Genomic DNA, 23,889 nt, shown 5'->3' on the forward strand with positions numbered 1-23,889 from the left:
TGCACCGATGGCGCCCTGGTTCGGGTGGGCCATCACATCGCAGTAGCAGCAGCGCCGGACAGGGGGTGGGTAGGGTGTCGCCCCCGCCGAAAGGCGCTGGGTCTAGGACGTGTACGAGGTCGATCCAGGGGGCAGCGTGGCGGCCGATTCCCGCAGCTGCGCGTGCAGCCCCCGGTGAGTTTCCCGCTTCGGCAGCCATTCCTTGCGGATCTTGGCCACGCATGTGTAGTTGGTGTCGCAGACGTTGGCAACCGGGGACTCGACGGTCTGGGTTGCGAACTGATAGGCGTCCATCTCGCTGAAGCCGTAGTCACGGACCAGCCACTGCACCAGGTCGAGCTGGGATATGCGGAACGCGTCCTCGAGCGGCCGTGCCGACCCGGTCGAGATGATGTGGGTGTCGGACTCCAGTCGCGGCCAGGGTGTGGTCACCCCCTTGAGCAGCTCGACGATCACCACGGTGTTCATGGCGCACTCCACGGCGACCCCGCACGTCTCGCCCTCGCCCTGCCGGGCGTGCCCGTCGCCGAGACTCAGTAGCGCGCCTTCCACATTGACGCCGAGGTAGCAGGTCACGCCGGCGCGCATCTCGGGCGTGTCCATGTTGCCGCCGTGCGCGTCGGGCACGAGCGCCGAGCGCACCTCCAGGTTCGCGGGCGCGACGCCGACCGTCCCGTGCATGGGGTCCATGGGCAGGTCGATGTGAAAGTCCCCGTCCCTGGCACTGAACCGCGCCGTGCGACGGGCCCGGTCCAGCTGCCAGATCCAGACGGCTTCCGGCAGCGGAGCCTGGAGCGAAGCGGTGGAGTGGGTCGATGTGAGGGCGCCGAACAGAGGGACAGTCGTGGAAGCCGCCCAGTCGCGGGCAGGTTCGATGGACACGAAATGCACGGCGACGGTGTCGCCCGGCTCCGCTCCTTCCACGTAGAAGGGACCCGTCTGCGGATTCAGGAACGGAAACTCGCGGACTTCGGAGACCAGATCCTTCTCCGAGCGCACCCTCCCGGCGAAGCAATCCTCCGTGAACAGGTCGAGAATGGTGCCCGGAGCGATGCGGGCCACGGGCGGGGCGCCGCCGAAGGTCCAGGCGTACTCGCCCGGTTCGGGTCGCAGGGTCAGGACTCGGGGTTCGCTCATTTCGGTATTGCTCCACTCTGGCCGGTGGGCCATCCGCTCGGCCGATCGGGCCGTCGTGGTTGCACGTGTTCCTCGGGGTGCGAGGGCCGCTTGCGCCGGTGACGCCGTCTCAGCTTCGGTGGCGGGGACGGCTGGCCTCACGTGAATTACGGTACGTCGCTTGCCGGTTGAGGCGGAAGGCGGTGGTTCTGATCTGTGTATAGCCGCGTGGTTGTGGATATCTCCGCCACCCGATCGGGGGAGGGGTGGCCAGCCCCGCCCCCACAGCTGGCGTGGGTCAGGCCCCGCAATACCGACCGACCAACGGTTATCGACAACCGCCGACTATCGACCTGTCCCCGCGCTCGGCCCCGCCCCGGCACCCGCGCTCACGCCCACCGGATCGTCGAGCACCGCTCGCGCCACCGAGTGCGCCGCGCCCAGCAGCGGGCCATCCGAGCCAAGACCGGAGACCGTAACTCCGCAAGCCCGGCCTGCCGTGCGGTCCGTCAATTCGTGCTGCAGAGCGGGCAACAGCCACGGCGCAAGGCGCGACAGCGCCCCGCCGAGCACCACGGCCCGCGGGTCCAGCAGGTTCACGGCACCGGTGAGAGCGATGCCCAGGGCCTCCCCGCCTCTGCGCAGCGCTCGGTGTACCGCAGCGTCGCCTGCGGCAGCACGCTCGGCGAGCAGTTCACTCCGCTCGGCACCAGGGTCCAGGCCCGCCGCTCGCAACACGGCTTCCTCACCTGCGTACTGCTCCAGACAGCCATGCCCCCCACAGGGGCAGGCCGGACCGTCCGGCCGTACGGGCACATGTCCCAGCTCGCCGGCGAAGCCGTGTGTACCTCGCAGCACCTGCCCGTCGACCACGAGCGCGGCACCGATGCCGATCTCCGCCGAGACATGGAGGAAGTCGTCGGGGGTCCCTTCGCCGAGCCACAGTTCCGCGAGCGCGCCGAAATTGGCTTCGTTGTCCACCGTCAGCGGCATCTCGGTGGAGACGAGCTGGCCCAGATCGATGCCGTGCCAGCCCAGGTTGGGTGCGCGAACGACTGTCCGTGTGCCGCGGGCCACAAGCCCCGGGACCGCCACCGCGAGCCCCGCGGGAGTCATGCCGGCCGCTCGGGCCTCAGCGCTCACCTGCTCCACCAGGAGCATGAGTTCTTCCAGCACCGGTAGGGGCGACCGCCCGCGGTTGAGGGCGGGGCGCACGACACGGGCGCGAACTTCTCCGCGCAGATCGACTGCGCATGCCGCGAGATGGTCGACACCCACTTCCGCGCCGATGCCGACCGGCCCCCGCGCGCTCACGGCGAGGGCGGACCCGGGGCGCCCCACTCGCCCGGGGCGCTCCGGACCCAGCTCGTCCAGCAACCCCGAGCGGATCAGTTCGTCCACCAGCGTGGAGACCGCAGCACGCGTCAGCCCGATGTGCGAGGCCACGGCGGCACGGGACAGGGGCCCGTGTGCGGCCACGGTGTGCATCACCCGGGAGAGGTTGCGCCGACGCATCCCCTGCTGGGTGTCCGGCAGCCGCGCACCGGAGGATGTCCGGCGCTCGTCGTGCAGCGGTGCGGTCATGCCTCGGTCAGCCCTCACTCCCACGGGGCGCCCGGTCCAGGAGCGGCGCCGCGTCGGAGAGTACCCCGGAGATCCGGGCCAGCGTTGCCTCGTCCCGTTCCATGGGGTCGAGCACGGGACCTCGGGCCGTGTCCCAGCGTCGCGCGACCGCGCTCGGATCCTCGCCGGTCAGCACGCCCGCTGCCTGTGCAGCCGCGCCGAGCGCGACCAGCTCCTGGGCCTCCGGGATCTGCACGGGGCGCCCGGAGAGCCGTCGTACTGTCTGCTGCCAGGCAGCGCCGCGTGCTCCGCCTCCGATGAGCAGCAGCGGTGACGACCGGTCGGCGTCCGGGTCGAGGACCCGGTCCAGCGCGCCGAGCAGTGAGTGCACCGCTCCGTCGTACGCGGCCTGCAGCAACTGCCCTGGTGTCGTGTCGTGCCGCAAGCCGTGCAGGAGACCGGAGGAGTGGGGCAAGTTCGGGGTGCGTTCGCCGTCGAGGTAGGGCAGGAGCGTGACCGAGTTGCCCGGCTCGACCGCCTCGCGCTCCAGGTGGAGCAGTTCGGCCACACGGTCGACGGCGAGCGTGCAGTTGAGGGTGCAAGCCAGTGGCAGCCAGGCGCCGCGCGCGTCGGCAAATCCCGCGACGGTTCCGCTCGGGTCCGCCGGACGGTGCTCCGAGACCGCGTAGACGGTGCCCGATGTGCCGAGACTCAGCACGGGCGTGCCGGGGCGCAGTCCGAGTCCGAGGGCGGCGGCCGCGTTGTCACCCGTGCCGGGGGCGATCAGCGTGCCCTTGGAGAAGGGCAGTTCGCCGTCGCCCCGCACTGTTCCGACGACCTCGCCCGGCCGCGCGACACGCGGTAGAAGGGCCGGGTCGAGGCCCACCATGTCGAGGATGCCCTCGTCGTACTGCTCCGTCCCTGACGCCCACCAACCCGTTCCCGAGACGTCGCCGCGGTCAGTCGTGCCGAGCCCGGAGAGCCGTTCCGTGAGGTAGTCGTGGGGCAGACGGACAGCAGCTGTGGCGCGAGCGGCGGCGGGTTCGTACTCGGTGAGCCAAGCCCATTTCGTCACGGTGAAGGACGGCCCCGGCACGCTGCCCACCCTGTCGGCCCACACCTTGGTACCGCCCAGACGGTCGACCAGACTCCGCGCTTGCGGTGCCGACCGCACGTCGTTCCAGAGGAGGGCAGGCCGCACCGGCACTCCTTCCTTGTCCAGCGTCACGAGTCCGTGCTGCTGACCACCGATCGACACCGCGGCGGCCTCGTGTGCGGCGGTTCCACACTGTCGGAGTGCGGAGCACAGTGCGTCCCACCACTCCCGAGGGTCGCTCTCGCGGTGTTCACCGGTGCTGACCCGGTGCGGAGCCTGACCGCTCGCGACGACCCGGCCGGTGGCGGCGTCGACGACCAGGGCCTTGGTGGACTGGGTGGAGCTGTCCACACCCACGACGAGCGGGCCCTGGGCTGTGGGCGCTGATGACATGACGGTCTCCGTTCCTGGGGTCCTTCCGGGTATGCCCCGGAGTTCCTTCCTCTTCCCAGCGGCGCCCTCGGATACTAATTTGTAAACGGCCATGACGAAATAGGTGAGGGAGCCGCACATGAACTATCAGCCCACTCCTGAGGACAAGTTCAGCTTCGGCCTGTGGACCGTCGGGTGGCAGGGGAGGGACCCGTTCGGGGACGCGACCCGGGCGGCGCTCGATCCTGCCGACTCCGTGCGGCACCTCGCCGAACTGGGCGCCTACGGAGTGACGTTCCACGACGACGACTTGATCCCGTTCGGGGCCTCCGAATCGGAACGCGAGGGGCACCTCAAGCGTTTCCGGCAGGCGCTGGACGCGACAGGTCTCGTCGTGCCGATGGCCACCACGAACCTCTTCACTCACCCCGTCTTCAAGGACGGCGGGTTCACGGCCAACGACCGTGACGTGCGCCGGTACGCACTGCGCAAGACGATCCGCAACATCGACCTCGCGGCCGAACTGGGGGCGCGCACCTATGTCGCGTGGGGTGGCCGGGAAGGGGCAGAATCAGGCGCCGCGAAGGATGTGGGCGACGCCCTCGACCGTATGAAGGAGGCCTTCGACCTGCTCGGCGAGTACGTCACCACCCAGGGCTACGACCTCCGGTTCGCGATCGAGCCGAAGCCGAACGAGCCGCGCGGCGACATCCTGCTGCCCACCGTGGGCCACGCCCTTGCCTTCATCGAGCGCCTGGAGCGGCCCGAACTGTTCGGCGTCAACCCTGAAGTGGGCCACGAACAGATGGCGGGTCTGAACTTCCCGCACTCCATAGCCCAGGCGCTGTGGGCGGACAAGCTGTTCCACATCGACCTCAACGGCCAGACCGGCATCAAGTACGACCAGGATCTGCGGTTCGGCGCGGGGGATCTGCGCAGCGCGTTCTGGTTGGTGGACCTCCTGGAGAGGGGCGGCTACGACGGTCCCCGGCACTTCGACTTCAAGCCGCCGCGCACAGAGGATCACGACGGCGTCTGGGCCTCGGCCGCCGGCTGCATGCGCAACTACCTGATCCTGCGGGAGCGAGCGGCGGCCTTCCGGGCCGACCCCGAGGTGCGTGAGGCGTTGCGTGCCGCGCGTCTGGACGAACTGGCGGTGCCCACAGCCGACGACGGTCTCTCCGGCCTGCTCGCGGACAGGAGCGCCTTCGAGGCCTTCGACGTCGAGGGGGCCGCGGCACGTGGTATGGCCTTCGAGCACCTCGACCAGTTGGCCATGGACCATCTCTTGGCGGCCCGCCCCTGAAGGCCTGTCACCCGGTTCCTGGGGGCACCGGCTGTTGAAGCTGCTCGACGTACGTGCTGCAGCCAACAGCGCGGCGGATGCCGACGCACGGGCGGCGCCTCCCGCGAGGGGCAGGAGGCGCCGCCGGCAATCATCGGGCCGATCAGCATCCGAGGGACGCGGTGCCCGGAACAAACCCCCTTCATATAGGTCACGCTGACGGAGCTGCCATGCCCGATCCCCACTGAGAGGGCCTTGGTGGGCCCTTGCGGTCAGACCTCCCTGATCCGACGGGATCCACGCTCGCCGATGGGATGGGCGCGCTCAATCGCTGACCGGAGGGAGCGCGTGCGTCGGTGTTCCCGGCGCACGGACCGCAACCGAGAACACGCCGGTGGGCGCCGCGCGTGTTTCGGCCATCTGCCACCATTCGCGCCTGCATTGCCCGGTGGGCGCCGCGTGCGGTGTCCTCGTTACTCGGCTCCAGTAGCCACTGCCAGCGCCGTCGCGGGGTCAGGGGCCGCCGACCCGACCGGCGCCCACCGGCCGTGTTCCCTGCGGTACGGCCACCACCGACCGTCGCGCCCATGGCGTAGCTGCACATCGGTGCCGGCCACGGTCCAGCGGTTGTTCGCCGCGTGCAGGCGAGGCCGCTCCTCGTCGTCCCACGCGGCGTCCAGGGCGGCACGCGCGCGTGCCAATGTCTCGTCCTTCGGCGTCCACTCTGATTCGAGTATGTAGAGCGCGGCGCGGCCCCCGTATCTCCAGGCCCGCACGGCGAGAGCGAGACCGTCCTGACCTCGCTCCGATACCGCCGCGAGCCGCGCCTCGACCGCAGCGAGAGGCTGTCCGGCGGCCAGGCGCACGGCGTCCTCGCTGTCGGTCAACTCGTCCTCGACCGGCAGGTCTGCGTGGCCGGGAGCGAGCGCCTCCGCCAGCATCCTGTGGGCCTCGGCGGCCGCTCGCGCGGCCAGGAACTCGATCGCCGTCACGTCGAGACCGGACGCGGGCTCGGTCTCCGTGTCCAGCGTCGGGGGCGTACCCGGCTCCGTGGGCAGCTGAGGCAGTGCCGGGAGCGGCGGGAGGATGCCACCGTCCGCATAGGCCTCCGCGGCGCTGACGCCCTCTGGAGCGGCCTCCTGGGCCTCTTCCTGGAGTTCCTGCGACCCAGCCGCCGTACTGACGCTCCGCACCTGCAGTTCGTCGAGGAGCGCCCGCTCCCCACGTCCCCGCATCAGCAGCAGGACGAAAGGGTCCTCGTCGAGCAGGCGAGCCACCTGGTAACAGAGCGCGGTCGTGTGTCCGCAGTGATCCCACGCGTCGCAGTCGCACTCGGGCTCCAGGTCGCCGATGCCCGGCAGGAGTTCGACACCTGCCGCCGCGGAGTCCTCCACCAGATGCGGCGGCATCTCGCGGTCGAGGAGCGCCGCGATGTGCCCGGATCGTTCGACCGTCATGCCCAGGAAGCGGTCCCACGCCTCCGGGCTCAGTTCCTGCAGCAGGACATCGGAACGGTGCGGGGTGCCGTCGCGATCTTTGACGATTGCGGTGATCCGGCCCGGCCGCACCGAGACCGCCCCCACGGCGCCCGCGCGCGCGAGCCTGCGCCCCACCTTGAGCTGCTGGAGGTCGAGCGCCGTGTCCTCGAGCGCCTTCATCCAGGCCTGACCCCACCAACTCTGCGCGAAGCCACGGCCGTGCGCCGGTGGCAGCGGCGCGAACGTGCGCTCTTCGGGCTGCGTCCCCGTGTGCGGACGGTCGTCCCCGGCACCGAACACCTCGTCGTGGATCTCACTCATCGCGTGCCCCCTCGCAGCTCCACCAGATTCGACAACTCGGCGTCGGTCAACTCGGTCAGAGCGGACTCGCCGGAACCGAGGACGGCGTCCGCCAACTCCCGTTTGCGCAGCAGCATGTCGGCGATGCGGTCCTCGATCGTGCCTTCCGCGATCAGCCGGTGCACTTGCACCGGCTGCGTCTGCCCGATGCGGTACGCCCTGTCGGTGGCCTGGGCCTCGACGGCGGGGTTCCACCAGCGGTCGTAGTGCACGACGTGCTCGGCCCGGGTGAGGTTCAGGCCTGTTCCCGCCGCCTTCAGCGACAGCAGGAAGACCGGTACGTCACCGTCCTGGAAGCGCTGCACCATGGCCTCCCGCGCCGCGACAGGCGTACCACCGTGCAGGAACTGCGAGGCGATGCCGCGGGTCGCCAGATGCCGCTCGATCAGCCGAGCCATCTGCACGTACTGGGTGAAGACGAGCACACTCGCGCCCTCGGCGAGGATCGTGTCCAGCAACTCGTCCAGGAGTTCCAGCTTTCCCGAACGCCCAAGGATGCGAGGCTCGTCCTCCTTGAGGTACTGCGCGGGGTGGTTGCAGATCTGCTTGAGCCCCGTGAGGAGTTTGACGATCAACCCCCTGCGGGCGATGCCGTCGGCACCGGCGATTTCCGCGAGCGTTTCCCGCACCACGGCTTCGTAGAGGCCCGCTTGCTCCGTGCTGAGCGAGACCGCGCGGTCGGTCTCCGTCTTCGGTGGCAGCTCGGGCGCGATGCCCGGATCGGACTTGCGGCGGCGCAGCAGGAACGGACGCACGAGCTGCCCGAGCCGTTCGGCGGCGCCGGGATCGGTGCCGCCCTCCACGGCCTGGGCGTAGCGCGTACGGAAGGTGCTGAGCCTGCCCAGGAGGCCAGGTGTGGTCCAGTCGAGGATGGCCCACAGCTCGGAGAGGTTGTTCTCCACCGGAGTGCCGGTCAGCGCCACGCGCGCGCGTGCGGGGATGGTCCTGAGCTGCTTCGCGGTGGCCGAGTACGGGTTCTTCACGTGCTGGGCCTCGTCGGCGACGACCATGCCCCAGGAGGCCTGTCCGAGCTTCTCCGTGTCGAGTCGCATCGTGCCGTACGTCGTCAGCACGAACTCGCCCTCCTCCAGGCCGTCGAGGCTGCGCCGGGCACCATGGAAGCGACGGACGGGGGTGCCGGGAGCGAATCTCTCGATCTCGCGCTGCCAATTGCCCATGAGCGACGTCGGGCAGACCACCAGTGTGGGCCCCGCTGTCTCCGGCTGTGTCTGACGGTGCAGATGCAGCGCGATCAACGTGATCGTCTTGCCGAGGCCCATGTCGTCCGCGAGGCAGGCGCCGAGGCCGAGCGAGGTCATGCGCGCCAGCCAGTTCAGCCCGCGCAACTGGTAGTCGCGCAAGGAGGCGGCGAGTGCTTCGGGTTGGCCGACGGGCTCCATGCCCTCGGGGTCCGCGAGGCGCTCACGGAGGGCGGCGAGCCAGCCTGTCGGCTGCACGTCGACGCGTTCTCCCCCGACCTCCGCCGTGCCGGTCAGCGCGGCGCTGAGCGCATCGATGGGAGTGACCTTGTGATCATGCCGGTCGCGGACGCGGCGGGCCTCATCAGGGTCGATGAGGACCCACTGATCACGCAGGCGCACCAAGGGACGGTTGGCCTCGGCCAACTGCTCCAGTTCCGCGCGGGTGAGCTGCTGGTCTCCCACCGCGAAACGCCAGTTGAAGGCGAGAAGCGCGTCGGCCGACAGGAAGGACGGCGTATCCGATGCGAGTTTGTCGGGCCCCTTGTGGTGACCGTCGCCGTCTTCGTCGGGAGGACCGACGACCGCACGAGCGGTGAGGCTGCGAGCCAACTCCTTGGGCCAGTGCACGTCGACGCCCGCGACGGCCAACATGCGGGCACCTTCGCCCAGGAGGGAGCTGACATCCTCATCGGCCAGCTCTACGGCATCGGGAACCGAGGCGGAGAGCAACGGGGCAAGCGGCGGCCACGCGCGCGTGGCACGACGGAGCGCGAGCAGGACGTCCATCCGCGCGCGCGGCCCGAACGCCCGCTCCGAGAGCGTGGTCTCCGCCCACACTTCCGCCGCGTCCGCGACGAAGGAGGGGTCGCTGACACTGTGCACCTGCAGGACCGCGCGGAAGGGCAGCCGGGTGCCGTCCTCGACCACCGAGGTGAGTCCGGGGATCTCCAGCCGCAGCGAGATCCGGACACCGGCGTCATGCCCGGCCGCCACGTCCAGGGCCCAGGCGCGCTGTTCGGGGATGTCCTGGGGCTCCGGCGCGGCGAAGACGGGCCCACCCGCTGCCAGAGGCGCCGCGGGGGAGCGAGGGAGCGTGTCGGCCACGGCGTCGAGGAACTGGCGCAGCAGGCGCTCCGGTTCGGGCAGTCGCAACGGATCGCCGTGGTCCAACGGCAGGGCATGAGCGGCCGGCGGCATCGCGGCGGCCAGATCGCGCAGCCGTTGCACGTCCTCGGTACCCAGCGGCCCGGCACGCCACGCGTCATGGTCATCGGCGGTCAGCCCCGGCAGCAGTAGCCCCCGAGCCGCCAACTGCAGTGCCAGCACGCCTGCCGTGCCCCAGAAGGCACCGGTCGGGTGCGTCGCCGTGGCGGCACGCGCGCGCGTGAGTACGGGCAGCGCGGCACGTACAGGAAGCAGTACGGCGGGAATGTCGGCCAGCTCGACGCCGTCGTCACGCGGCACGGCGAGGGCCAGCTCCTCGTAGGTGCCGGAGGTGACGGCCGGAGGCTGGGTGCCGTCGGCGCACCAGAAAGCCACGCGGCCGGTGCGTGGAGGGTCGCACGGCACGAAGAGCACGGAACAGCGGGACAGTTCGGAGATCTCGGAGGGGGACACGACAGGGGGCCTGTGCACAGCGATGACGCATTCCTCAAATTTGACTACTGACACCGGAGCGGCCGAGAGTACAGCACGAAAAGGCAGTGGGGGAGTGAGAGCCGAGTGATTCAGGTCACTTCTCGCGGAGGGTGTAGCCAGCCCCCCTGTCGAGCGGTGCTGACCCCCGACCGCACACGGGTGGTGCCGCCATGGCCGCCCTGGGTCACCGATCCGTACGTTCTATGAGGTCAAGCCACTCACGAGCACCGGAGACCCACCATGCCCCAGGCTGCCGCAGTCGCGGAACGCTCCCCAGTTGCCCTCGGAGGACCGGCCCCCGGAAGCGACTTCGCGCCCCTCCTGCGCACGGTCAAGGAGAGGGGGCTCCTGAACCGACGCATTGGTTGGTACGCGCGCACGATCGCGGTCAATGCCCTCGCGCTGGTCGCCGTCGGTACCGGGATGTTCCTCATCGGGACCTCGTGGTGGGTGCTGTTGCTCGCCCCCGTGCTGTCCGTCCTGTGCGCCCGCACGGCGTTCATCGGCCACGACGCGGGCCACTCCCAGATATCCGGAAACCGGTCCGTCAGCCGGGCCATCGGTCTGGTGCACGGCAACCTCCTGCTCGGGATGAGCTCGGCCTGGTGGAACGACAAGCACAACCGGCACCACGCCAACCCCAACCACATCGAGAAGGACCCTGATGTCGCCGCCGACGTCCTCGTGTGGACCAGCAAGCAGGCCAAGGTCCGCGTGGGCTTTAGGCGCTGGCTCACCCGCAACCAGGCCTGGCTCTTCTTCCCGTTGACGCTTCTCCAGGGCATCGCGATGAAGATCTACGGCTTTCAGGACCTGCGTCGGCAGGGGCAGCGCGAGCGCAGGGTGGAAGGGCTTCTGCTCGTCGCTCACCTCGCCGGCTACGTCTCGCTGCTCCTCCTTGCCATGCCCGTCGGTCATGCCATCGCCTTCGCCGCGATCCACCAGGCCCTCTTCGGGCTGCACCTCGGACTGGCCTTCGCGCCCAACCACAAGGGCATGGAGATGCCCGACCCGAACGGCGAGCGGTGGGGGCACCTGCGACGCCAGGTGCTCACCTCCCGGAACATTCGTGGCGGTCCGGCAACCGACTGGTTCCTCGGTGGCCTCAACTATCAGATCGAGCACCACCTGTTTCCCAGCATGCCGCGTCCGCACCTCCGGCTGGCGCAGCCTCTCGTACGGGCCCATTGCGCCGAGGTAGGCATGTCCTACACGGAGGCAGGGTTCGTGGACTCCTATCGCCAGGTGTTGCGCCACATGTACGAGGTCGGCGAGCCGCTCCGGGTCGAGTAGGGCCGGAGTGGGTGACCGGTGGGGCGGGGCCGGACCCGTGGTTCGGACCGGTGTTCCAGCCCAGTAGGGGTGAGTCTCAGGGCTCTATCAGGGTCGAGCCCAGGAACCGTAGGGCGCCGGGTTCCGTTCCCAAGACAGAGAGCGGCAGAAGCCGTGAAGGAGGCGATGAACATGTCGAAAAGCGCGAAGATCGCCGCAGGTGGTGTGGCGGCCGGCATCATCCTGTTGATCTGGCTGCCATGGTGGGCCGCACTTCTGATCGTGCTCGGCGTCCCTGCGGCGGCGTATCTGACCCTCGATCCCAGTCAGCGACGCAGGCTGCGCCGGACCTCCCGCAGGGAGATAGGCCGCTGAGACGAGGTGTGCCGTACCGATGCGGCACGTGGTTGATCAACGTCCCCCCTCAGGAGGGGCGGACCGCCATCTTGTCCAGAGCCTCCAGGAGAGCGGGGAGCGCTGGTCCACGACCCACCGGCAGTACCTCTCCCGGTTCCTCGTCCAGCAGGACGAACGCGATGTCATCGGTCCTGGCCACCATGGACCAGCCCGGACCGTCGGCTCGCACGGTGCGAGCGTCACCCGAGGCGAAGGACGACCGCACCCGGCCCATCGGTGGGGGAGTGTCCACGTACGCGCGGGCCTCCGCCAGGACCCGACGTACACCGGCCAGGGGCTCCTCCTCTACGCGGTCCGAGGAGACGGCCGCGGGGGCGTCCGTCGCGAAATCGGCGTCATCGATCTGGGCACGCCAGACGGCCCACTGCAGCGCTATCTCGTCCGCTCCGAGCCGCCGCTGAGCTGGGCCCCATGTGTCCGATGCCGGTGGTGCGAGCGGCGGTCGGACACTCTCCTCCGAGTCGGGCCCGGGCTCGGGGTCGTGCGGGGCCGGCACGCCGGGGGCTGCCACGGCGACGGCGAGCGGCCAGCCCGGCAGCGCGGTGACCACGGTGCGCTCGTCGGGGGACAGGTCGTACTCCATGCCACAGTCCCAAGAAGCGATCGCCACGGCCACAAGGGAGACGTCATCCACCACAACCGTCCAACGGGCGCCGTCCCTGTCCTGGCCGAGCACCAGTCCGTACCCCGCGGCGAGCGGCGCGAGACCGAGCGCCGCGCATGCCTCCGGATAGTCGTCGCCCAACACGCTGGGGAACTTCGCGGGTGTCAACAGCACCGCAGTCAGCACGTACAGCGCGTCGTCCTCGGCGGCGACAGCGTCGTCCGTCCCGGCCATGCCAGCCTCCCCATCGTTCATCTGTCGGCGCACCCTAACCATTGGCCACAGAGATCGTCGAGAGGTGGGTGACCAGGAATTTCAGCGGCGGACCGCCTTGTTCGAGGTGCCGATGCGCGTCGTGGTCTCAAGCGGCGGGCAGTCCCAGGAGAGAACGGGCCACGTCGCGCGGCGACTCGTCGCGTTCGCGTGCGAGAGCAATCACGGCCCGACAGGCGAGCTCGCTGACGCCGAACGACAACGCCTCCGGTGAGACCCAGCCGGCGGCTTCGTCCATCTCGTCCTGATCGTCCTCAGCGCACGCCGACACATAGACGGCAGCTGCTTCGAAGAGGTTGTGTGTTCGCTTCGGGCTGCCCTGACCTTGCGCGCGCTGGGCTTCGCGCCGCGCCGACTTGTCGGTGCCCCAGAACTTGCGGAGTGCATCGAACATGCGGTCCACCTTCCCCCGGGTATGGCTGCCACCGTAGACCGCTCAGTTGTCGGCTCCCAACGTAGAGTTAGGGGCTCCGCTGCAGAAGGGAGAGCATGCGTTGAAGCGTTTCGCGCGGCTCGAGCAGATCCGGCGCCTCGATCCGGAGCAGGACTTCCTCGCGATCTACCGGCTCACCACGACATTCGAATTTCCGTGGGACTACACACGCGCACTCGAACTCGCGCTCTACCGCACCTACGCGGTTCCCAGCATCGGTCGACTGCTCGCGCAGACCGCCGAACTGACGGAACGTACGCAGAAGAGATACGACGACACCGCGCTCCTCCTGGACGCCATCGTGGAGCACGGTTTCACCGGTGAACGCGGCCGCACGGCCATCCGCCGGATCAATCAGATGCACCGCAGCTACGACATCAGCAACGACGACATGCGGTACGTGCTGTGCACCTTCGTGGTGGTGCCGAAACGGTGGATCGATGCCTACGGCTGGCGCAGGCTCTCCCGACACGAGGCGGCCGCCGCGGCTGCGTACTACCGCACGCTCGGCCGGCACCTGGGCATCAAGGACATCCCGCGCTCCTACGAGGAGTTCGAGAAGTGCCTCGACGACTACGAAGACGCCAACTTCGGCTGGGACCAAGGGGCGCGCGAGGTGTCGGACGCGACGCTGGACCTGATGGCGTCGTGGTATCCGCGCCCCCTGGCCCCCATGCTGCGGAACGTGACCCTCGCGCTGCTCGACGGCCCGCTCCTGCGGGCATTCAGGTACGAACGGCCGGGCGCGGTCACTCGTTCCCTGGTGAGGCGGGCCGTGCGGATGAGAGGCCGCGCGGTGCGCCTGATGCCGCCGCGCCGTAAGCCGCACTACGCCCGACAGAATCGGGAGATCAAGGGCTATCCCCACGGGTACGAGGTCGCCGAGCTCGGATCGTTCCCCGTGGCGGTCATTCGTGGATGCCCGGCCCCGCACCAGGGTGACTCAACCGCCGCTCCCCTCGAGTGATGCCAGCGTGTCGCGCAGCCAGGTGAGTTCGGCTCGGCTCGTCGCGCGGGCGATCGTGAGGATGCCGCGCCGGAATGGGTCGTCGAGCTCTTCGGCTGACAGAGGGCGCTCGCCGTCGTAGAAGAAGCTGGCGGGCTCCTCCAGGAAGGCGAGCCGGCGCCGCAGCACCGCGGCCTGAGCTCCCTCGTCGTCCAAATGACGGAGGAAGGCGAGGAGCGTGAACCAGCGGTTCTCGTCGGAGATGTCGCCGCGCGCCGGCTCCGCGAGTCGCCTGCGCAGTTCCCGCTTGCCGTCGGACGTCAGGGTCAGGACGTGGCGTGGCGCTGCCACGGCGCCGGGCTGCGTCTCGCGGGCGAGCAGGCCGGCCTTCTCCAGGCGCTTGATGGCGGGGTAGAGCGTGCTTTCGGCGACCGGCCTGACGTGCCCGGTGAGCGCGGTGATGCGCTTGCGCAACTCGTAGCCGTGCAGGGCGGTGTCATAGAGAAATCCGAGGATGGCCAGTTCAAGCATGCCTGCATTCTGCCGTACCGACTACGTCGCGGGCGTACCTCTGCTGCGCAATACATCGGGGCCGATGTATTGTCTGCGTACCGGCAACGCGAGCAGACCAGCAGGCGACACCCTGCGGGGCGACAAGGGGAGCGGAGAGATGACGATGCGCGAGGTGCGGTTCGATGCGCGGGGAAGTCGCGTGCGGTGGACCGAGGTGGAGGGCGCCGAACCTGCCCGGGTATACGTCCACGGCCTCGGCGCGAATTCCACTGCCTATCACGCGCATATCGCCGCACGGCCCGAACTGGCGGGACGGCGTTCGCTGTTCGTGGACCTCCCCGGGCACGGCCTCAGCGACCGTCCGGCGGACTTCGGCTACACACTGGAGGACCATGCCGGAGCGCTGGCCTCCGTCCTTGATCAGGCTCGGCGGACCGGCGTGGAGGTCGTGGCCCACAGCATGGGCGGGGCTGTGGCCATCGTGCTCGCGCACCGTCGCCCCGACCTGGTGTCGCGGTTGGTCCTGACGGAGGCCAACCTCGACCCGCACCCTCCTGCGACAGCGGGCAGCAGCGGCATCGCCACATATACCGAGGAGGAGTTCGTCAGGGGCGGCGGCTTCGCACGCGTGCTGGAGCAGGTCGGCACGGAGTGGAGCGCCACCATGCGTCTCACGGACCCGCTGGCGCTCCATCGCAGCGCCACCGGTCTCGTCGCGGGCACGCATCCCACGATGCGTCGGATGCTGCTGGGGCTCACCACCGAACGTGTCTACGTGCAGGGAGAACTGAGCGGTGAGCTCGCCGGGGAGAGTGAGCTGACGGCATCCGGCGTGCGGGTGGTGACCGTGCCGGATGCGGGGCACAACGTCATGTTCGACGACGCGGAAGCGTTCGCCGGCGTGGTCGCCGGGCGCCTCTGACCGACAATGGTCGGAGCTCGGTCGGCTCAGCCCTCGCGGGTTGCCATGGCCAGAAAGCGGTCGTCCTCGTCGACGTAGGACGTCATGAGCCAGCCTGAACCGGCCAGCAGCGGGCCGAGGTTGGCCTCCGCCCGGGGGTCGTCGGGTGTGATCTGCCGCCCTTGCCGTGCCGCGAGTGCCGCCCTGCCGATGGGGTGGAAGAGAGCGAGCAGCCCTCCCGGGCGAACCACCCGCCGCAACTCCCGGAGGTTGTCCTCCGGGTTGGACAGGTGGCTGATCAGCCCGGCGCCGAAAACCGCGTCGAGCGTACGGGCGCGCAGGGGCAGGCGTGCAACGTCGGCGAGCAGCAGATGCCCGTCGTGATGCCTGCCCGCGCGCGTGGCGGCCTCCAGCATGGCCGGCGTCAGATCGGCGCCGAGAACCATGCCCGAGGGCCCTACGGCCTCTCTGAGCGCCGGCAGCGCCCGTCCCGTCCCGCATCCGGCGTCGAGCACGGACGAACCCGGGCGGAGCGCGAGCTCGGCGACGGCGGCCCGGTAGGCGGGCCCGTCGTCGGGGAAGCGGGTGTCCCAGTCGGCCGCGCGGGCGGTGAAGAACTCTTGGACCTTCGTGTGGTCGTGGCTCATACGAGCCATGATCCCGCACGGAGTCGCACGTGCGTTGGGCGCACTCGTTCGAGCGTGACGCGGTCGTTCAGAGCCGTCTCTCTGTCATATTCCATCAGCTTTCGAAATGCGCCCCCCTCATGCGCCCCGTGCCGGGCTAGCGTCCCGAGGCCATGGGACACCTGGACCACGCCACCTTCGGCTGGCTGACCCCCGTGCTGTCGTACGCGATGGCTTGCATCGGCGCCGCCCTCGGGCTGCGCTGCACCGTTCGTGCGCTGGGCGCCACGGGCCGCTCGCGCAGGAACTGGCTCATCACCGGTGCCTCCGCCATCGGAACGGGCATCTGGACGATGCACTTCGTCGCCATGCTCGGCTTCGGAGTCACCGGAACGGAGATCCACTACAACGTGCCTCTCACCATCCTGAGCCTTGTGGTGGCGATGGTGGTCGTGGGCACCGGTGTCTTCGCCGTCGGATACGGACGGGACCGCGGACGCGCCCTGGCCCTTGGCGGCCTCACCACAGGGCTGGGCGTCGCGAGCATGCACTACCTGGGTATGGCCGCGCTGCGACTCCATGGCGAGGTGCGGTACGACCCGGTGCTCGTCGGGCTCTCCGTAGTCATCGCTGTCGTCGCCGCGACCGCAGCCCTGTGGGCCGGTCTCAACATCCGGTCGCCGCTCGCCGTGGCCGGAGCGTCGCTTGTCATGGGCGGGGCGGTGAGCAGCATGCACTACACCGGCATGCTCGCGGTGAGCGTACGGGTGGCCCCCTCCGAAGCCGCCCTGCCCGGGGCAACGACGATGCAGTTCATCTTCCCCCTCACCGTCGGCCTCGGGTCCTACCTCTTCCTGACCTCGGCCTTCGTCGCACTGTCCCCGACCTCGGGCGAACGCGAGGCCTCCGTGTCGGCACAGCGGCCGGTCGAGGACGCCGCCACCCCGTGACCAGGAGCCGTAGGGCGACACGACCGCACCCACCCCCGGCGAGGAGGCCATGGACACTCCCCGAAGCACCACCGAATCGTTCACAGGTACAGCACCGGATCCTCCGGAACGCTCGGCGCGCGGCCGCAGGGCCCACGCAGGTGCACCCGCCGACGAGCACGCAGACGGAGAAGGCACGTTCAGCGCTTCTCCTGCCACCAGGCCTCCTGGACGCGCGGGGTGGTGGCGCGTTCGCCCACGCACCGTGCGCGCGAAGATCGTGTGTCTGCTGATGGTGCCCGTGGTATCACTGCTCGCCCTGTGGGGATACGCGACCGTCAGCACGGCGCAGGACGTGGCGCATCTGCGACAAGTGCAGCAGGCCGACACCTACGTGCGCACGCCCGTCGAGGCGGCTGTCGACGCCCTCCAGGCCGAACGGGTCGCCGCAGTGCGCTATGCGGCCGAGCCCAGTGCCGAGCGGCGTGGCGCAGTGCAGACGCAGGCCAGGCGGACCGACCGTGCGGTGGGCGCGTTGCGCCTGGGCGGCCATCGGACGGTCGCCGACGGAGCGGGACTGCCCGAAGGTGTCGCAGCCCGGCTCAGGACCTTCGTTTCCGGTGCCGCGGGCCTGCGCTCCTTGCGTACGCACGTGCTGGACCGCCGCACGGGATGGGACTCGGCGTACGGCCAGTACACGAAGACGATCTCTCAGGGGTTCGCGGTGAGCGGTGCGCTCACCGGCATGCAGGACACCGCGCGTGGGTCCCACGCGCGCGTGCTACTCGAATTCTCCAGGGCAGGGGAGATGCTGGCCCGCGAGGACGCCCTGCTCGCCGCGGCCCGGCTGGACGGAACGCTGCAAGGCGAGCGGCTCAGGCTGTTCACCGGAGCCGTCGACACCCGCCGGACCCTGACGGAATCGGCGGTCCCGGATCTGCGTGGACCCGAGCAGTCCGCCTGGCACGGCCTCGAGAGCGGTCGAGCCTACGAAGTCGTGCGCACCGCCGAGGACAAGGTGTTGCTGGCCGAGCCCGGCCGCAAGGCCCTTGCCGCGGCTCCCTCGGGCGCCTGGGACAAGGCGTACAAGGACGTCAGGGACGGACTCCACGCGATCAAGGAAGGAGCCGACCGCAGCGCCGCTGACCGCGCCGATCCGCTCACCCACGGGGTGCTCACGCCGGCGGGAGCCGCGGTTCTTCTCGGACTGGTCGCCGTCGCCGCGTCACTGATCATCTCTGTCCGCATCGGCCGAGGGCTCGTGGTAGAGCTCGTCAGCCTGCGCAACGGCGCCCTGGAGATCGCCCGTCGCAAGCTGCCGCACGCCATGCGGAGGCTGCGAGCCGGTGAGGAAATCGACATCCGCGCGGAGGCGCCCTCCGGACCACCAGCGGAGGACGAGACCGGGCAGGTCTCCGAAGCGCTCGACACGGTCCACCGGGCGGCGCTGCGTGCGGCGATCGACCGCGCGGAACTCGCCAGCGGCATCTCCGGAGTGTTCGTCAACCTGGCTCGCAGGACCCAGGTGCTGGTCCACCGGCAGCTCAGCCTTCTCGACAGCATGGAACGGCGGGCGGAGGACCCGAACGAGCTCAGTGACCTCTTCCGGCTCGACCATCTGACGACCCGGATGAGACGGCATGCGGAAAGCCTGATCATCCTCTCCGGTGCCGCCCCCGGGCGGGCCTGGCGTCTGCCCGTATCCCTCACGAACGTGGTGCGCGCCGCGGTGTCCGAAGTCGAGGACTACGCGCGCGTGGAGGTACGGCAACTCCCGGCAGCCTCGGTCGTCGGAACAGCCGTGGCCGACCTCACCCACCTCGTGGCCGAACTGGTCGAGAACGCCGCGCAGTTCTCTCCGCCGCACACCAAGGTGCGGGTCAGCGGTGAACCGGTGGGAAACGGTTACGCGCTGGAAATCGAGGACCGTGGACTGGGCATGGGCAAGGAGACGCTCGCCGAAGCCAACCGTCGCGTCGAGCAGTCGGAAGCGCTCGATCTGTTCGACAGCGACCAACTCGGTCTCTTCGTGGTCAGCAGGCTCGCGGCCCACCACAGCATCAAAGTGCACCTGCGCACGTCCCCCTACGGCGGGACCACCGCGGTCGTACTGCTGCCCACCGCGCTCCTGCACAGCGGGCCGGCGGAAGGTATGGACACGCAGGGGACGGAACCGCACCCTGGCGGTCGCCGGCCCGAGGAGCACGCGCGCGTGCAGGACACAGCGCACCACCGTGCACACGCCAACTCGGTGCCGGCTTCCGCGTCGCGCCGCGCGCTGGCGGCATCGACGGAAACACCCTCACAGTCGGGCGTCACCCTGCGCCTGCACCATGGCCGGGACACGCACCCCGGTATGTCGGCAGGCCTGCCCGGCCCCGGCCCCCGCCCTCTCCACGACACCGGAGCTCCGGGTCTCGGCGTCCACGACGACCGTCCCAGTGCCGCCGACGCACTGGATGTCGCGGGCGCCGACGCGCAGGCAACCACGGACACAAGAGGAGCCCCGGCCGCCCAGAACACCCCGGTCGACCAGGACGCCTCGGCCAAACTTCCCCGCCGCGTCCGGCAGGCGAGCCTCGCCCCTCAACTGCGCGAGCACCGCCCCGCGGACCAAGTGGGCGCGGCTGGACCGAGGCGGCAGGACGAACGCAGCCCGGAGCTGGTACGCGACCGCATGACCGCCTACCGCGAAGGCTGGGCACGCGGGGGCGGCCCGCTCCCCGGCACCGGCGGCACGCCCCCGGCAGGCTCGGGGTCAGTACCGGGCAGAGACAGCAGCAAAGGAGACCCCGCATGATCCGCGACCAGAGCATTCCCGCCGGTAGAACCGGAGAACTCGACTGGCTGCTGGACGACTTGGTGCTGCGCGTCGGCGAGGTGCGGCACGCGGTGGTGCTGTCCAACGACGGACTGCCGGTCGGCGCTTCCACCGGGCTCGGCCGCGAGGACGCCGAACACCTCGCCGCGGTGGCCTCGGGCTTCCACAGTCTCGCCAAGGGGGCGGGGCGGCACTTCAGGGCCGGCGGTGTGCGCCAGACCATGGTCGAAATGGACGACGCCTTCCTCTTCGTGGCTGCCGCCGGGGACGGCTCCTGCCTCGCGGTTCTCACGTCCGTGACGGCCGACATCGGACTCGTCGCGTACGAGATGGCGCGCATGGTCAAGCGCGTGGGAGAGCACCTCGACACCCCCGCGCGCTTCGCGGAACAGCCCCCGGCCGCCGGATGACCGCGGGCAGCCAGAACCCCTGACCGAGGACGGTCGAAGCGCATGACCGAGGACTTGAGCAGCTTCCCGGACGCACCGGGAAATCTCCCCGGCCCGCCGGGCAGCCAGTGGTACGACAACGAAGCCGGGCCGCTGGTCCGGCCCTACGCGATGACGGGCGGCCGCACCAGGCCGGGACCGCGCGGTGTCCGCTTCGACCTGATCGCCTTGGTGACGCTGGACACCAACGCGCCGGGGCCTGGTGACCGCTCCGCGCTCGGCCCGGAACACCGAGCGCTGATCGAACTGTGCCGCACGGAGACGCAGTCCGTCGCCGAGCTGGCCGCCGGAGCCGATCTGCCCGTGGGCGTGGTCAGAGTGCTCCTCGGTGACCTGCTGGAGATGGGCGGCGTCAAGATCAGTCGACCGGTGCCGCCCGCTCGGCTTCCCGACGAAAAGATTCTCCGAGAGGTGATCGATGGGCTCCGAGCGCTCTGACGCCATGGCGGCCGAGACCGCCGCCATGGCGCTGAAGATTCTGGTCGCGGGTGGCTTCGGGGTGGGCAAGACCACCCTGGTGGGGGCGGTCAGCGAGATTCGTCCGCTGCGCACCGAGGAACTGCTGAGCGAGGCGGGCCAGTCGGTGGACGACACCGAAGGCGTCGGCCGGAAGACCACGACGACCGTGGCCATGGACTTCGGCCGCATCACCATCAGGTCCGGGCTGTCGCTGTACCTGTTCGGCACACCGGGGCAGGACCGGTTCTGGTTCCTGTGGGACGAGTTGTCACAGGGGGCTCTCGGCGCCGTGGTGCTCGCGGACACCCGGCGCCTCGAGGACTGCTTCCCTGCCGTGGACTACTTCGAACACCGGCGTATCCCGTTCGTCGTGGCCGTCAACTGCTTCGCCAACACCCGTACGTTCGGCGCGAGTGACGTGTCGCGCGCCTTGGACCTGGACCGCGGAACGCCGGTGGTGCTGTGCGACGCCCGGGACCGCGATTCGGGGAAGGAGGTGCTGATTCGGCTCGTCGAGTACGCCGGGCGGGTCCACACCGCCCGCATGCTCGACTCCGTGGGCTGATTCCGGCGAGTCGGACGCGGTGTCAGTCAGCGATGCCGGTGTACCCCGACACCTTCTCGATCCGCATGCGGACCAACAGCTCCCCGGGGACGCCGTTGCGCTTCCCGAACTCCTCCGCCCGACTCTCACCCATGTAACGAGCACCGATGCGGGCCGCCCAGTGCTGGAGGTCGTCGAGGTCCTCGCTCACTTCGACGCGGCCCTGCAGGATGACGTAGGAGAACGGCGGTTGGTCGTCGTCGACGCACAGGGCCGCGCGCCCGTCCCGGGCGAGGTTGCGGCCTTTGACGGTTCCCCTTCCCGTGTTGAACACCACTTCGTCACCGTCGACCAGAAACCAGATCGGCGCGACGTGCGGGCTGCCGTCCGCCCTCACGGTCGAGAGCTTGGCGGTTCGTGTGCCATGCGAGACGAAGGCCCGCCATTCGTCCTCGGTCATCTTCTGTGCCATGTCCCCATCATGCTTGCCCGAGCCTCGGTCGTGGGGAAGGCTGGCAGGTCAGATCCTCCAGCCAGGGGGAGCGGACACGGGGAGACGAAACATGGGGCAGGGAACGGGGCTCGGCTGGCTCTTGGACGACCTGACGCAACGAATGGAACACGTACGCCACGCGCTCGTGCTGTCCAACGACGGACTGGTCACCGCCGCCAGCACGGATCTGCAACGGGAGGACGCCGAACATCTGGCCGCGGTCGCATCGGGGCTGCACAGCCTGGCCAAGGGCTCGGGGCGGCACTTTCATGCCGGGAACGTGCGTCAGACGATGATCGAGTTCGATGACGCGGTCCTCTTCGTCACGGCGGCGGGGGACGGAAGTTGCCTGTGCGTCCTGAGCTCGGCAGAGGCCGACATCGGCCAGGTCGCCTACGAGATGACGTTGCTCGTGAACCGGGTCGGCGAACACCTGGGAGTAGGCGCCCGGCAACCGGAACGCACGCCCACGGTCGACCTCTGACCTGCGCTGACAGCGTCCTATCAAGAGTTATCCACAGGCTCAGCGAGGATCGCGGTGATCGGGCTACGGTTTTTCCCGAAAGCAACCACATCTCACGGGGGAGAACCACCATGACCGGTGGCACCATCACGCAATCCGTCCACACCACGGCCCTTCCGCCGACCGTCACACCAAGCCGGGCCGCCAGGGAACTGGAGTTGAAACGGGGCGAGTTCGATCTGGCGGTGATGCTGGGGCGCGTCCGCACCATCGGGGAAGTGTCGAGCGGTCAGCGGCGGGTCAGCCGCGAGGAGATCGAGCGCGTCCGTGGGGCGGAAGGATTTCCTGAGTCCCTGAGGGAGAGTGTCAGGGCCGTGGGGACCACGGAGGGCGCGGCCCTCATGGAGATCGCCCCGGCCCGTCTCACTCGCCTCGCCCGCCTGGGCGTCGTGACGCCCGTCAAGGTCTACCTGAATCGGTACCGCGCGGTCGTCTGGCTCTATCTCGCCGAAGAGCTGCGACATTTCGCCGAGTCCGAGGTCAACCGCACCTTGCTCACGGGACGCCTGCCGGAGTCGATGCGCCGTCGGCTCGACGAGGGCCAAGACCTTCGGGCCCGCAACTGGCGGGGGCGGTACGCAGGGTTTCTGCTGCGCCAGGCCGACGACGCCTGGGAGCGCGCCGCCGCCATGACGTCACTGCTCGACCCGGTACAGATCGCGGAGATCGTCAAGGACCCCTACGAACGCGCCTACCTCAACCGGCTCAAGCCCACACCGCGTACGCACGGATCACCTGACTCGCCCGGTTCGCAGCTTCTGCAGAAGATCATGACCGCGGACGACCCCGACGAGATCCGATGGCTGCGTTCCAGCCTGCTGATCGGTCTCGTCCAGGCCCGAGCCCAGCGGCCGGCACCGAGGCCCGGACAGCAGTGGGTCGCACCCGAGCCGACCCTGCCCGCTGCGAAAGCCGATCCGATGGGGGAGGACGACACGGTCCCTCCGGGCGGCACACCTCCGCAGGAACCGGGAGGCTTGATGAGGTGGCTGCGTCGTAGAAGGGCCTGAGGCGCAGGGCCGCATCGCGCGGGAGCGACCCGTCCTTACATCGTTGCGTCCAGGTCTTTGGCGTACTCCTCGATGGCGGGACGGTAGCCAGTGATCTCCGGATCGCTGCTCGTGGCGGCCAGCAGCCTCAGCAGCATCTCCATCGCGTCGTGCGTCCGGCCGGTGTTGTACAAGGCCATGGCCAGGAACGTCTTGAGCGCGTTGTCCTCGGGGAATTCGGCTGCCGCGCCTCCCAGTGTGGCGACGGCTTCTTCGTAACGCCCCAAAATCCGGTACGTGCTGCCGAGGCCCAGGAGAGCTCCTCTGCGATCGGTGGCCGACAGACCGGGCTGATTGAGGGCGCGCTCGTAGTGGGGCACTGCCTCGGCTTCGAGGCCGAGCGTGTCGTGAACCCAAGCCGTCTGGTACGCCACCTCCGCGTCGTGGGGGAGCGCCGCCGAGAGCGCGACGAGGCGCTCCTTGGCCTCCTCGCCTCGGCCCGCCTCGCGCATTCGCACTGCTTCCGCCAGCAGGCGATCTCTGTCCCCGTCAAGATTCGTGCGCACGTTCCCGTCCCCTTCGCAGCC

Annotated in this window: 23 protein-coding genes; 12 read left to right on the plus strand and 11 right to left on the minus strand. The window is 69.7% G+C overall.

Annotated features, from left to right (window positions below):
• Positions 1 to 102: 102 nt before the first annotated feature.
• The 3 genes from ACZ6CV_RS24420 to xylB all read right to left on the minus strand — a co-directional run bounded on the left by ACZ6CV_RS24420 (position 103) and on the right by xylB (position 4,168).
• Complete coding sequence (locus ACZ6CV_RS24420; protein ID WP_469252846.1) at positions 103 to 1,137, minus strand: acetamidase/formamidase family protein; 1,035 nt, start codon at positions 1,135 to 1,137, stop codon at positions 103 to 105.
• Between the two features lie 324 nt (positions 1,138 to 1,461).
• A complete protein-coding gene (locus tag ACZ6CV_RS24425) occupies positions 1,462 to 2,700 on the minus strand; it encodes an ROK family protein (protein ID WP_469252847.1) in 1,239 nt (412 codons plus the stop codon).
• A gap of 7 nt (positions 2,701 to 2,707) precedes the next feature.
• Positions 2,708 to 4,168: a xylulokinase gene (gene xylB, locus ACZ6CV_RS24430; RefSeq protein ID WP_469252848.1), complete on the minus strand. Its 1,461-nt coding sequence runs from the start codon at positions 4,166 to 4,168 to the stop codon at positions 2,708 to 2,710.
• 118 nt (positions 4,169 to 4,286) lie between these two features.
• Here xylB and xylA point away from each other — a divergent pair, with 118 nt between their 5' ends.
• The gene (gene xylA / locus ACZ6CV_RS24435; protein WP_469252849.1) at positions 4,287 to 5,453 is read left to right on the plus strand and encodes a xylose isomerase; all 1,167 of its coding nucleotides are present in this window, start codon (positions 4,287 to 4,289) and stop codon (positions 5,451 to 5,453) included.
• 452 nt (positions 5,454 to 5,905) lie between these two features.
• Here the strand turns inward: xylA and ACZ6CV_RS24440 are convergent, their stop codons facing one another.
• Positions 5,906 to 7,231, minus strand: coding sequence for an SWIM zinc finger family protein (locus tag ACZ6CV_RS24440; protein WP_469252850.1), 1,326 nt, complete (start codon positions 7,229 to 7,231; stop codon positions 5,906 to 5,908).
• Complete coding sequence (locus ACZ6CV_RS24445; RefSeq protein WP_469252851.1) at positions 7,228 to 10,107, minus strand: DEAD/DEAH box helicase; 2,880 nt, start codon at positions 10,105 to 10,107, stop codon at positions 7,228 to 7,230. The genes ACZ6CV_RS24440 and ACZ6CV_RS24445 overlap by 4 nt, the downstream gene beginning before the upstream one ends.
• Positions 10,108 to 10,350: 243 nt before the next feature.
• On the opposite strand from ACZ6CV_RS24445, the gene ACZ6CV_RS24450 reads away from it, so the two are divergent.
• Together ACZ6CV_RS24450 and ACZ6CV_RS24455 are read left to right on the plus strand one after the other, a co-directional pair.
• The gene (locus tag ACZ6CV_RS24450; protein ID WP_469252852.1) at positions 10,351 to 11,403 is read left to right on the plus strand and encodes a fatty acid desaturase family protein; all 1,053 of its coding nucleotides are present in this window, start codon (positions 10,351 to 10,353) and stop codon (positions 11,401 to 11,403) included.
• 171 nt (positions 11,404 to 11,574) lie between these two features.
• Complete coding sequence (locus ACZ6CV_RS24455; protein ID WP_469252853.1) at positions 11,575 to 11,757, plus strand: hypothetical protein; 183 nt, start codon at positions 11,575 to 11,577, stop codon at positions 11,755 to 11,757.
• Positions 11,758 to 11,806: 49 nt separating this feature from the next.
• On the opposite strand, the gene ACZ6CV_RS24460 is transcribed toward ACZ6CV_RS24455, so the two are convergent.
• Complete coding sequence (locus tag ACZ6CV_RS24460) at positions 11,807 to 12,637, minus strand: hypothetical protein (protein ID WP_469252854.1); 831 nt, start codon at positions 12,635 to 12,637, stop codon at positions 11,807 to 11,809.
• A 127-nt stretch (positions 12,638 to 12,764) separates the two neighbouring features.
• Positions 12,765 to 13,070 carry a hypothetical protein gene (locus ACZ6CV_RS24465; RefSeq protein ID WP_469252855.1) on the minus strand — a complete coding sequence of 102 codons (306 nt, stop codon included), beginning with the start codon at positions 13,068 to 13,070 and terminating at the stop codon, positions 12,765 to 12,767.
• A gap of 100 nt (positions 13,071 to 13,170) precedes the next feature.
• On the opposite strand from ACZ6CV_RS24465, the gene ACZ6CV_RS24470 reads away from it, so the two are divergent.
• Entirely contained in the window at positions 13,171 to 14,076 is a 906-nt protein-coding gene (locus ACZ6CV_RS24470) for an oxygenase MpaB family protein (protein WP_469252856.1), read from the plus strand.
• On the opposite strand, the gene ACZ6CV_RS24475 is transcribed toward ACZ6CV_RS24470, so the two are convergent.
• Positions 14,053 to 14,586 carry a PadR family transcriptional regulator gene (locus ACZ6CV_RS24475; protein ID WP_469252857.1) on the minus strand — a complete coding sequence of 178 codons (534 nt, stop codon included), beginning with the start codon at positions 14,584 to 14,586 and terminating at the stop codon, positions 14,053 to 14,055. The two genes, ACZ6CV_RS24470 and ACZ6CV_RS24475, sit on opposite strands and share 24 nt — an antisense overlap.
• Before the next feature lie 145 nt (positions 14,587 to 14,731).
• Here ACZ6CV_RS24475 and ACZ6CV_RS24480 point away from each other — a divergent pair, with 145 nt between their 5' ends.
• Entirely contained in the window at positions 14,732 to 15,490 is a 759-nt protein-coding gene (locus ACZ6CV_RS24480) for an alpha/beta fold hydrolase (RefSeq protein WP_469253021.1), read from the plus strand.
• A 26-nt stretch (positions 15,491 to 15,516) separates the two neighbouring features.
• Here the strand turns inward: ACZ6CV_RS24480 and ACZ6CV_RS24485 are convergent, their stop codons facing one another.
• Positions 15,517 to 16,116 (minus strand): class I SAM-dependent methyltransferase, encoded by a 600-nt coding sequence (locus ACZ6CV_RS24485; RefSeq protein ID WP_469252858.1) that lies wholly within the window; start codon positions 16,114 to 16,116, stop codon positions 15,517 to 15,519.
• Positions 16,117 to 16,268: 152 nt separating this feature from the next.
• Here ACZ6CV_RS24485 and ACZ6CV_RS24490 point away from each other — a divergent pair, with 152 nt between their 5' ends.
• Genes ACZ6CV_RS24490 through ACZ6CV_RS24510 form a run of 5 tightly spaced genes read left to right on the plus strand, consistent with a single transcriptional unit; the run spans position 16,269 to position 21,318 of the window.
• Positions 16,269 to 17,045 (plus strand): MHYT domain-containing protein, encoded by a 777-nt coding sequence (locus tag ACZ6CV_RS24490; protein WP_469252859.1) that lies wholly within the window; start codon positions 16,269 to 16,271, stop codon positions 17,043 to 17,045.
• A 49-nt stretch (positions 17,046 to 17,094) separates the two neighbouring features.
• Positions 17,095 to 19,824 (plus strand): sensor histidine kinase, encoded by a 2,730-nt coding sequence (locus tag ACZ6CV_RS24495; RefSeq protein WP_469252860.1) that lies wholly within the window; start codon positions 17,095 to 17,097, stop codon positions 19,822 to 19,824.
• Positions 19,821 to 20,255: a roadblock/LC7 domain-containing protein gene (locus ACZ6CV_RS24500; protein ID WP_362373480.1), complete on the plus strand. Its 435-nt coding sequence runs from the start codon at positions 19,821 to 19,823 to the stop codon at positions 20,253 to 20,255. The genes ACZ6CV_RS24495 and ACZ6CV_RS24500 overlap by 4 nt, the downstream gene beginning before the upstream one ends.
• 42 nt (positions 20,256 to 20,297) lie before the next feature.
• The gene (locus ACZ6CV_RS24505) at positions 20,298 to 20,732 is read left to right on the plus strand and encodes a DUF742 domain-containing protein (protein WP_469252861.1); all 435 of its coding nucleotides are present in this window, start codon (positions 20,298 to 20,300) and stop codon (positions 20,730 to 20,732) included.
• Complete coding sequence (locus tag ACZ6CV_RS24510; protein WP_362373476.1) at positions 20,713 to 21,318, plus strand: GTP-binding protein; 606 nt, start codon at positions 20,713 to 20,715, stop codon at positions 21,316 to 21,318. The genes ACZ6CV_RS24505 and ACZ6CV_RS24510 overlap by 20 nt, the downstream gene beginning before the upstream one ends.
• Before the next feature lie 22 nt (positions 21,319 to 21,340).
• On the opposite strand, the gene ACZ6CV_RS24515 is transcribed toward ACZ6CV_RS24510, so the two are convergent.
• A complete protein-coding gene (locus ACZ6CV_RS24515; RefSeq protein ID WP_469252862.1) occupies positions 21,341 to 21,769 on the minus strand; it encodes a PPOX class F420-dependent oxidoreductase in 429 nt (142 codons plus the stop codon).
• A 91-nt stretch (positions 21,770 to 21,860) separates the two neighbouring features.
• Here ACZ6CV_RS24515 and ACZ6CV_RS24520 point away from each other — a divergent pair, with 91 nt between their 5' ends.
• Together ACZ6CV_RS24520 and ACZ6CV_RS24525 are read left to right on the plus strand one after the other, a co-directional pair.
• Positions 21,861 to 22,274, plus strand: coding sequence for a roadblock/LC7 domain-containing protein (locus ACZ6CV_RS24520; protein ID WP_355809535.1), 414 nt, complete (start codon positions 21,861 to 21,863; stop codon positions 22,272 to 22,274).
• Positions 22,275 to 22,384: 110 nt separating this feature from the next.
• On the plus strand, positions 22,385 to 23,323 hold the full coding sequence (locus ACZ6CV_RS24525) for a DUF6397 family protein (RefSeq protein ID WP_469252863.1): 939 nt from the start codon (positions 22,385 to 22,387) through the stop codon (positions 23,321 to 23,323).
• A gap of 35 nt (positions 23,324 to 23,358) precedes the next feature.
• Here ACZ6CV_RS24525 and ACZ6CV_RS24530 read toward each other — a convergent pair whose 3' ends face one another.
• Complete coding sequence (locus ACZ6CV_RS24530) at positions 23,359 to 23,814, minus strand: tetratricopeptide repeat protein (protein WP_469253022.1); 456 nt, start codon at positions 23,812 to 23,814, stop codon at positions 23,359 to 23,361.
• Positions 23,815 to 23,889: the final 75 nt, after the last annotated feature.

The organism is Streptomyces sp. NPDC041713, from assembly GCF_055591085.1.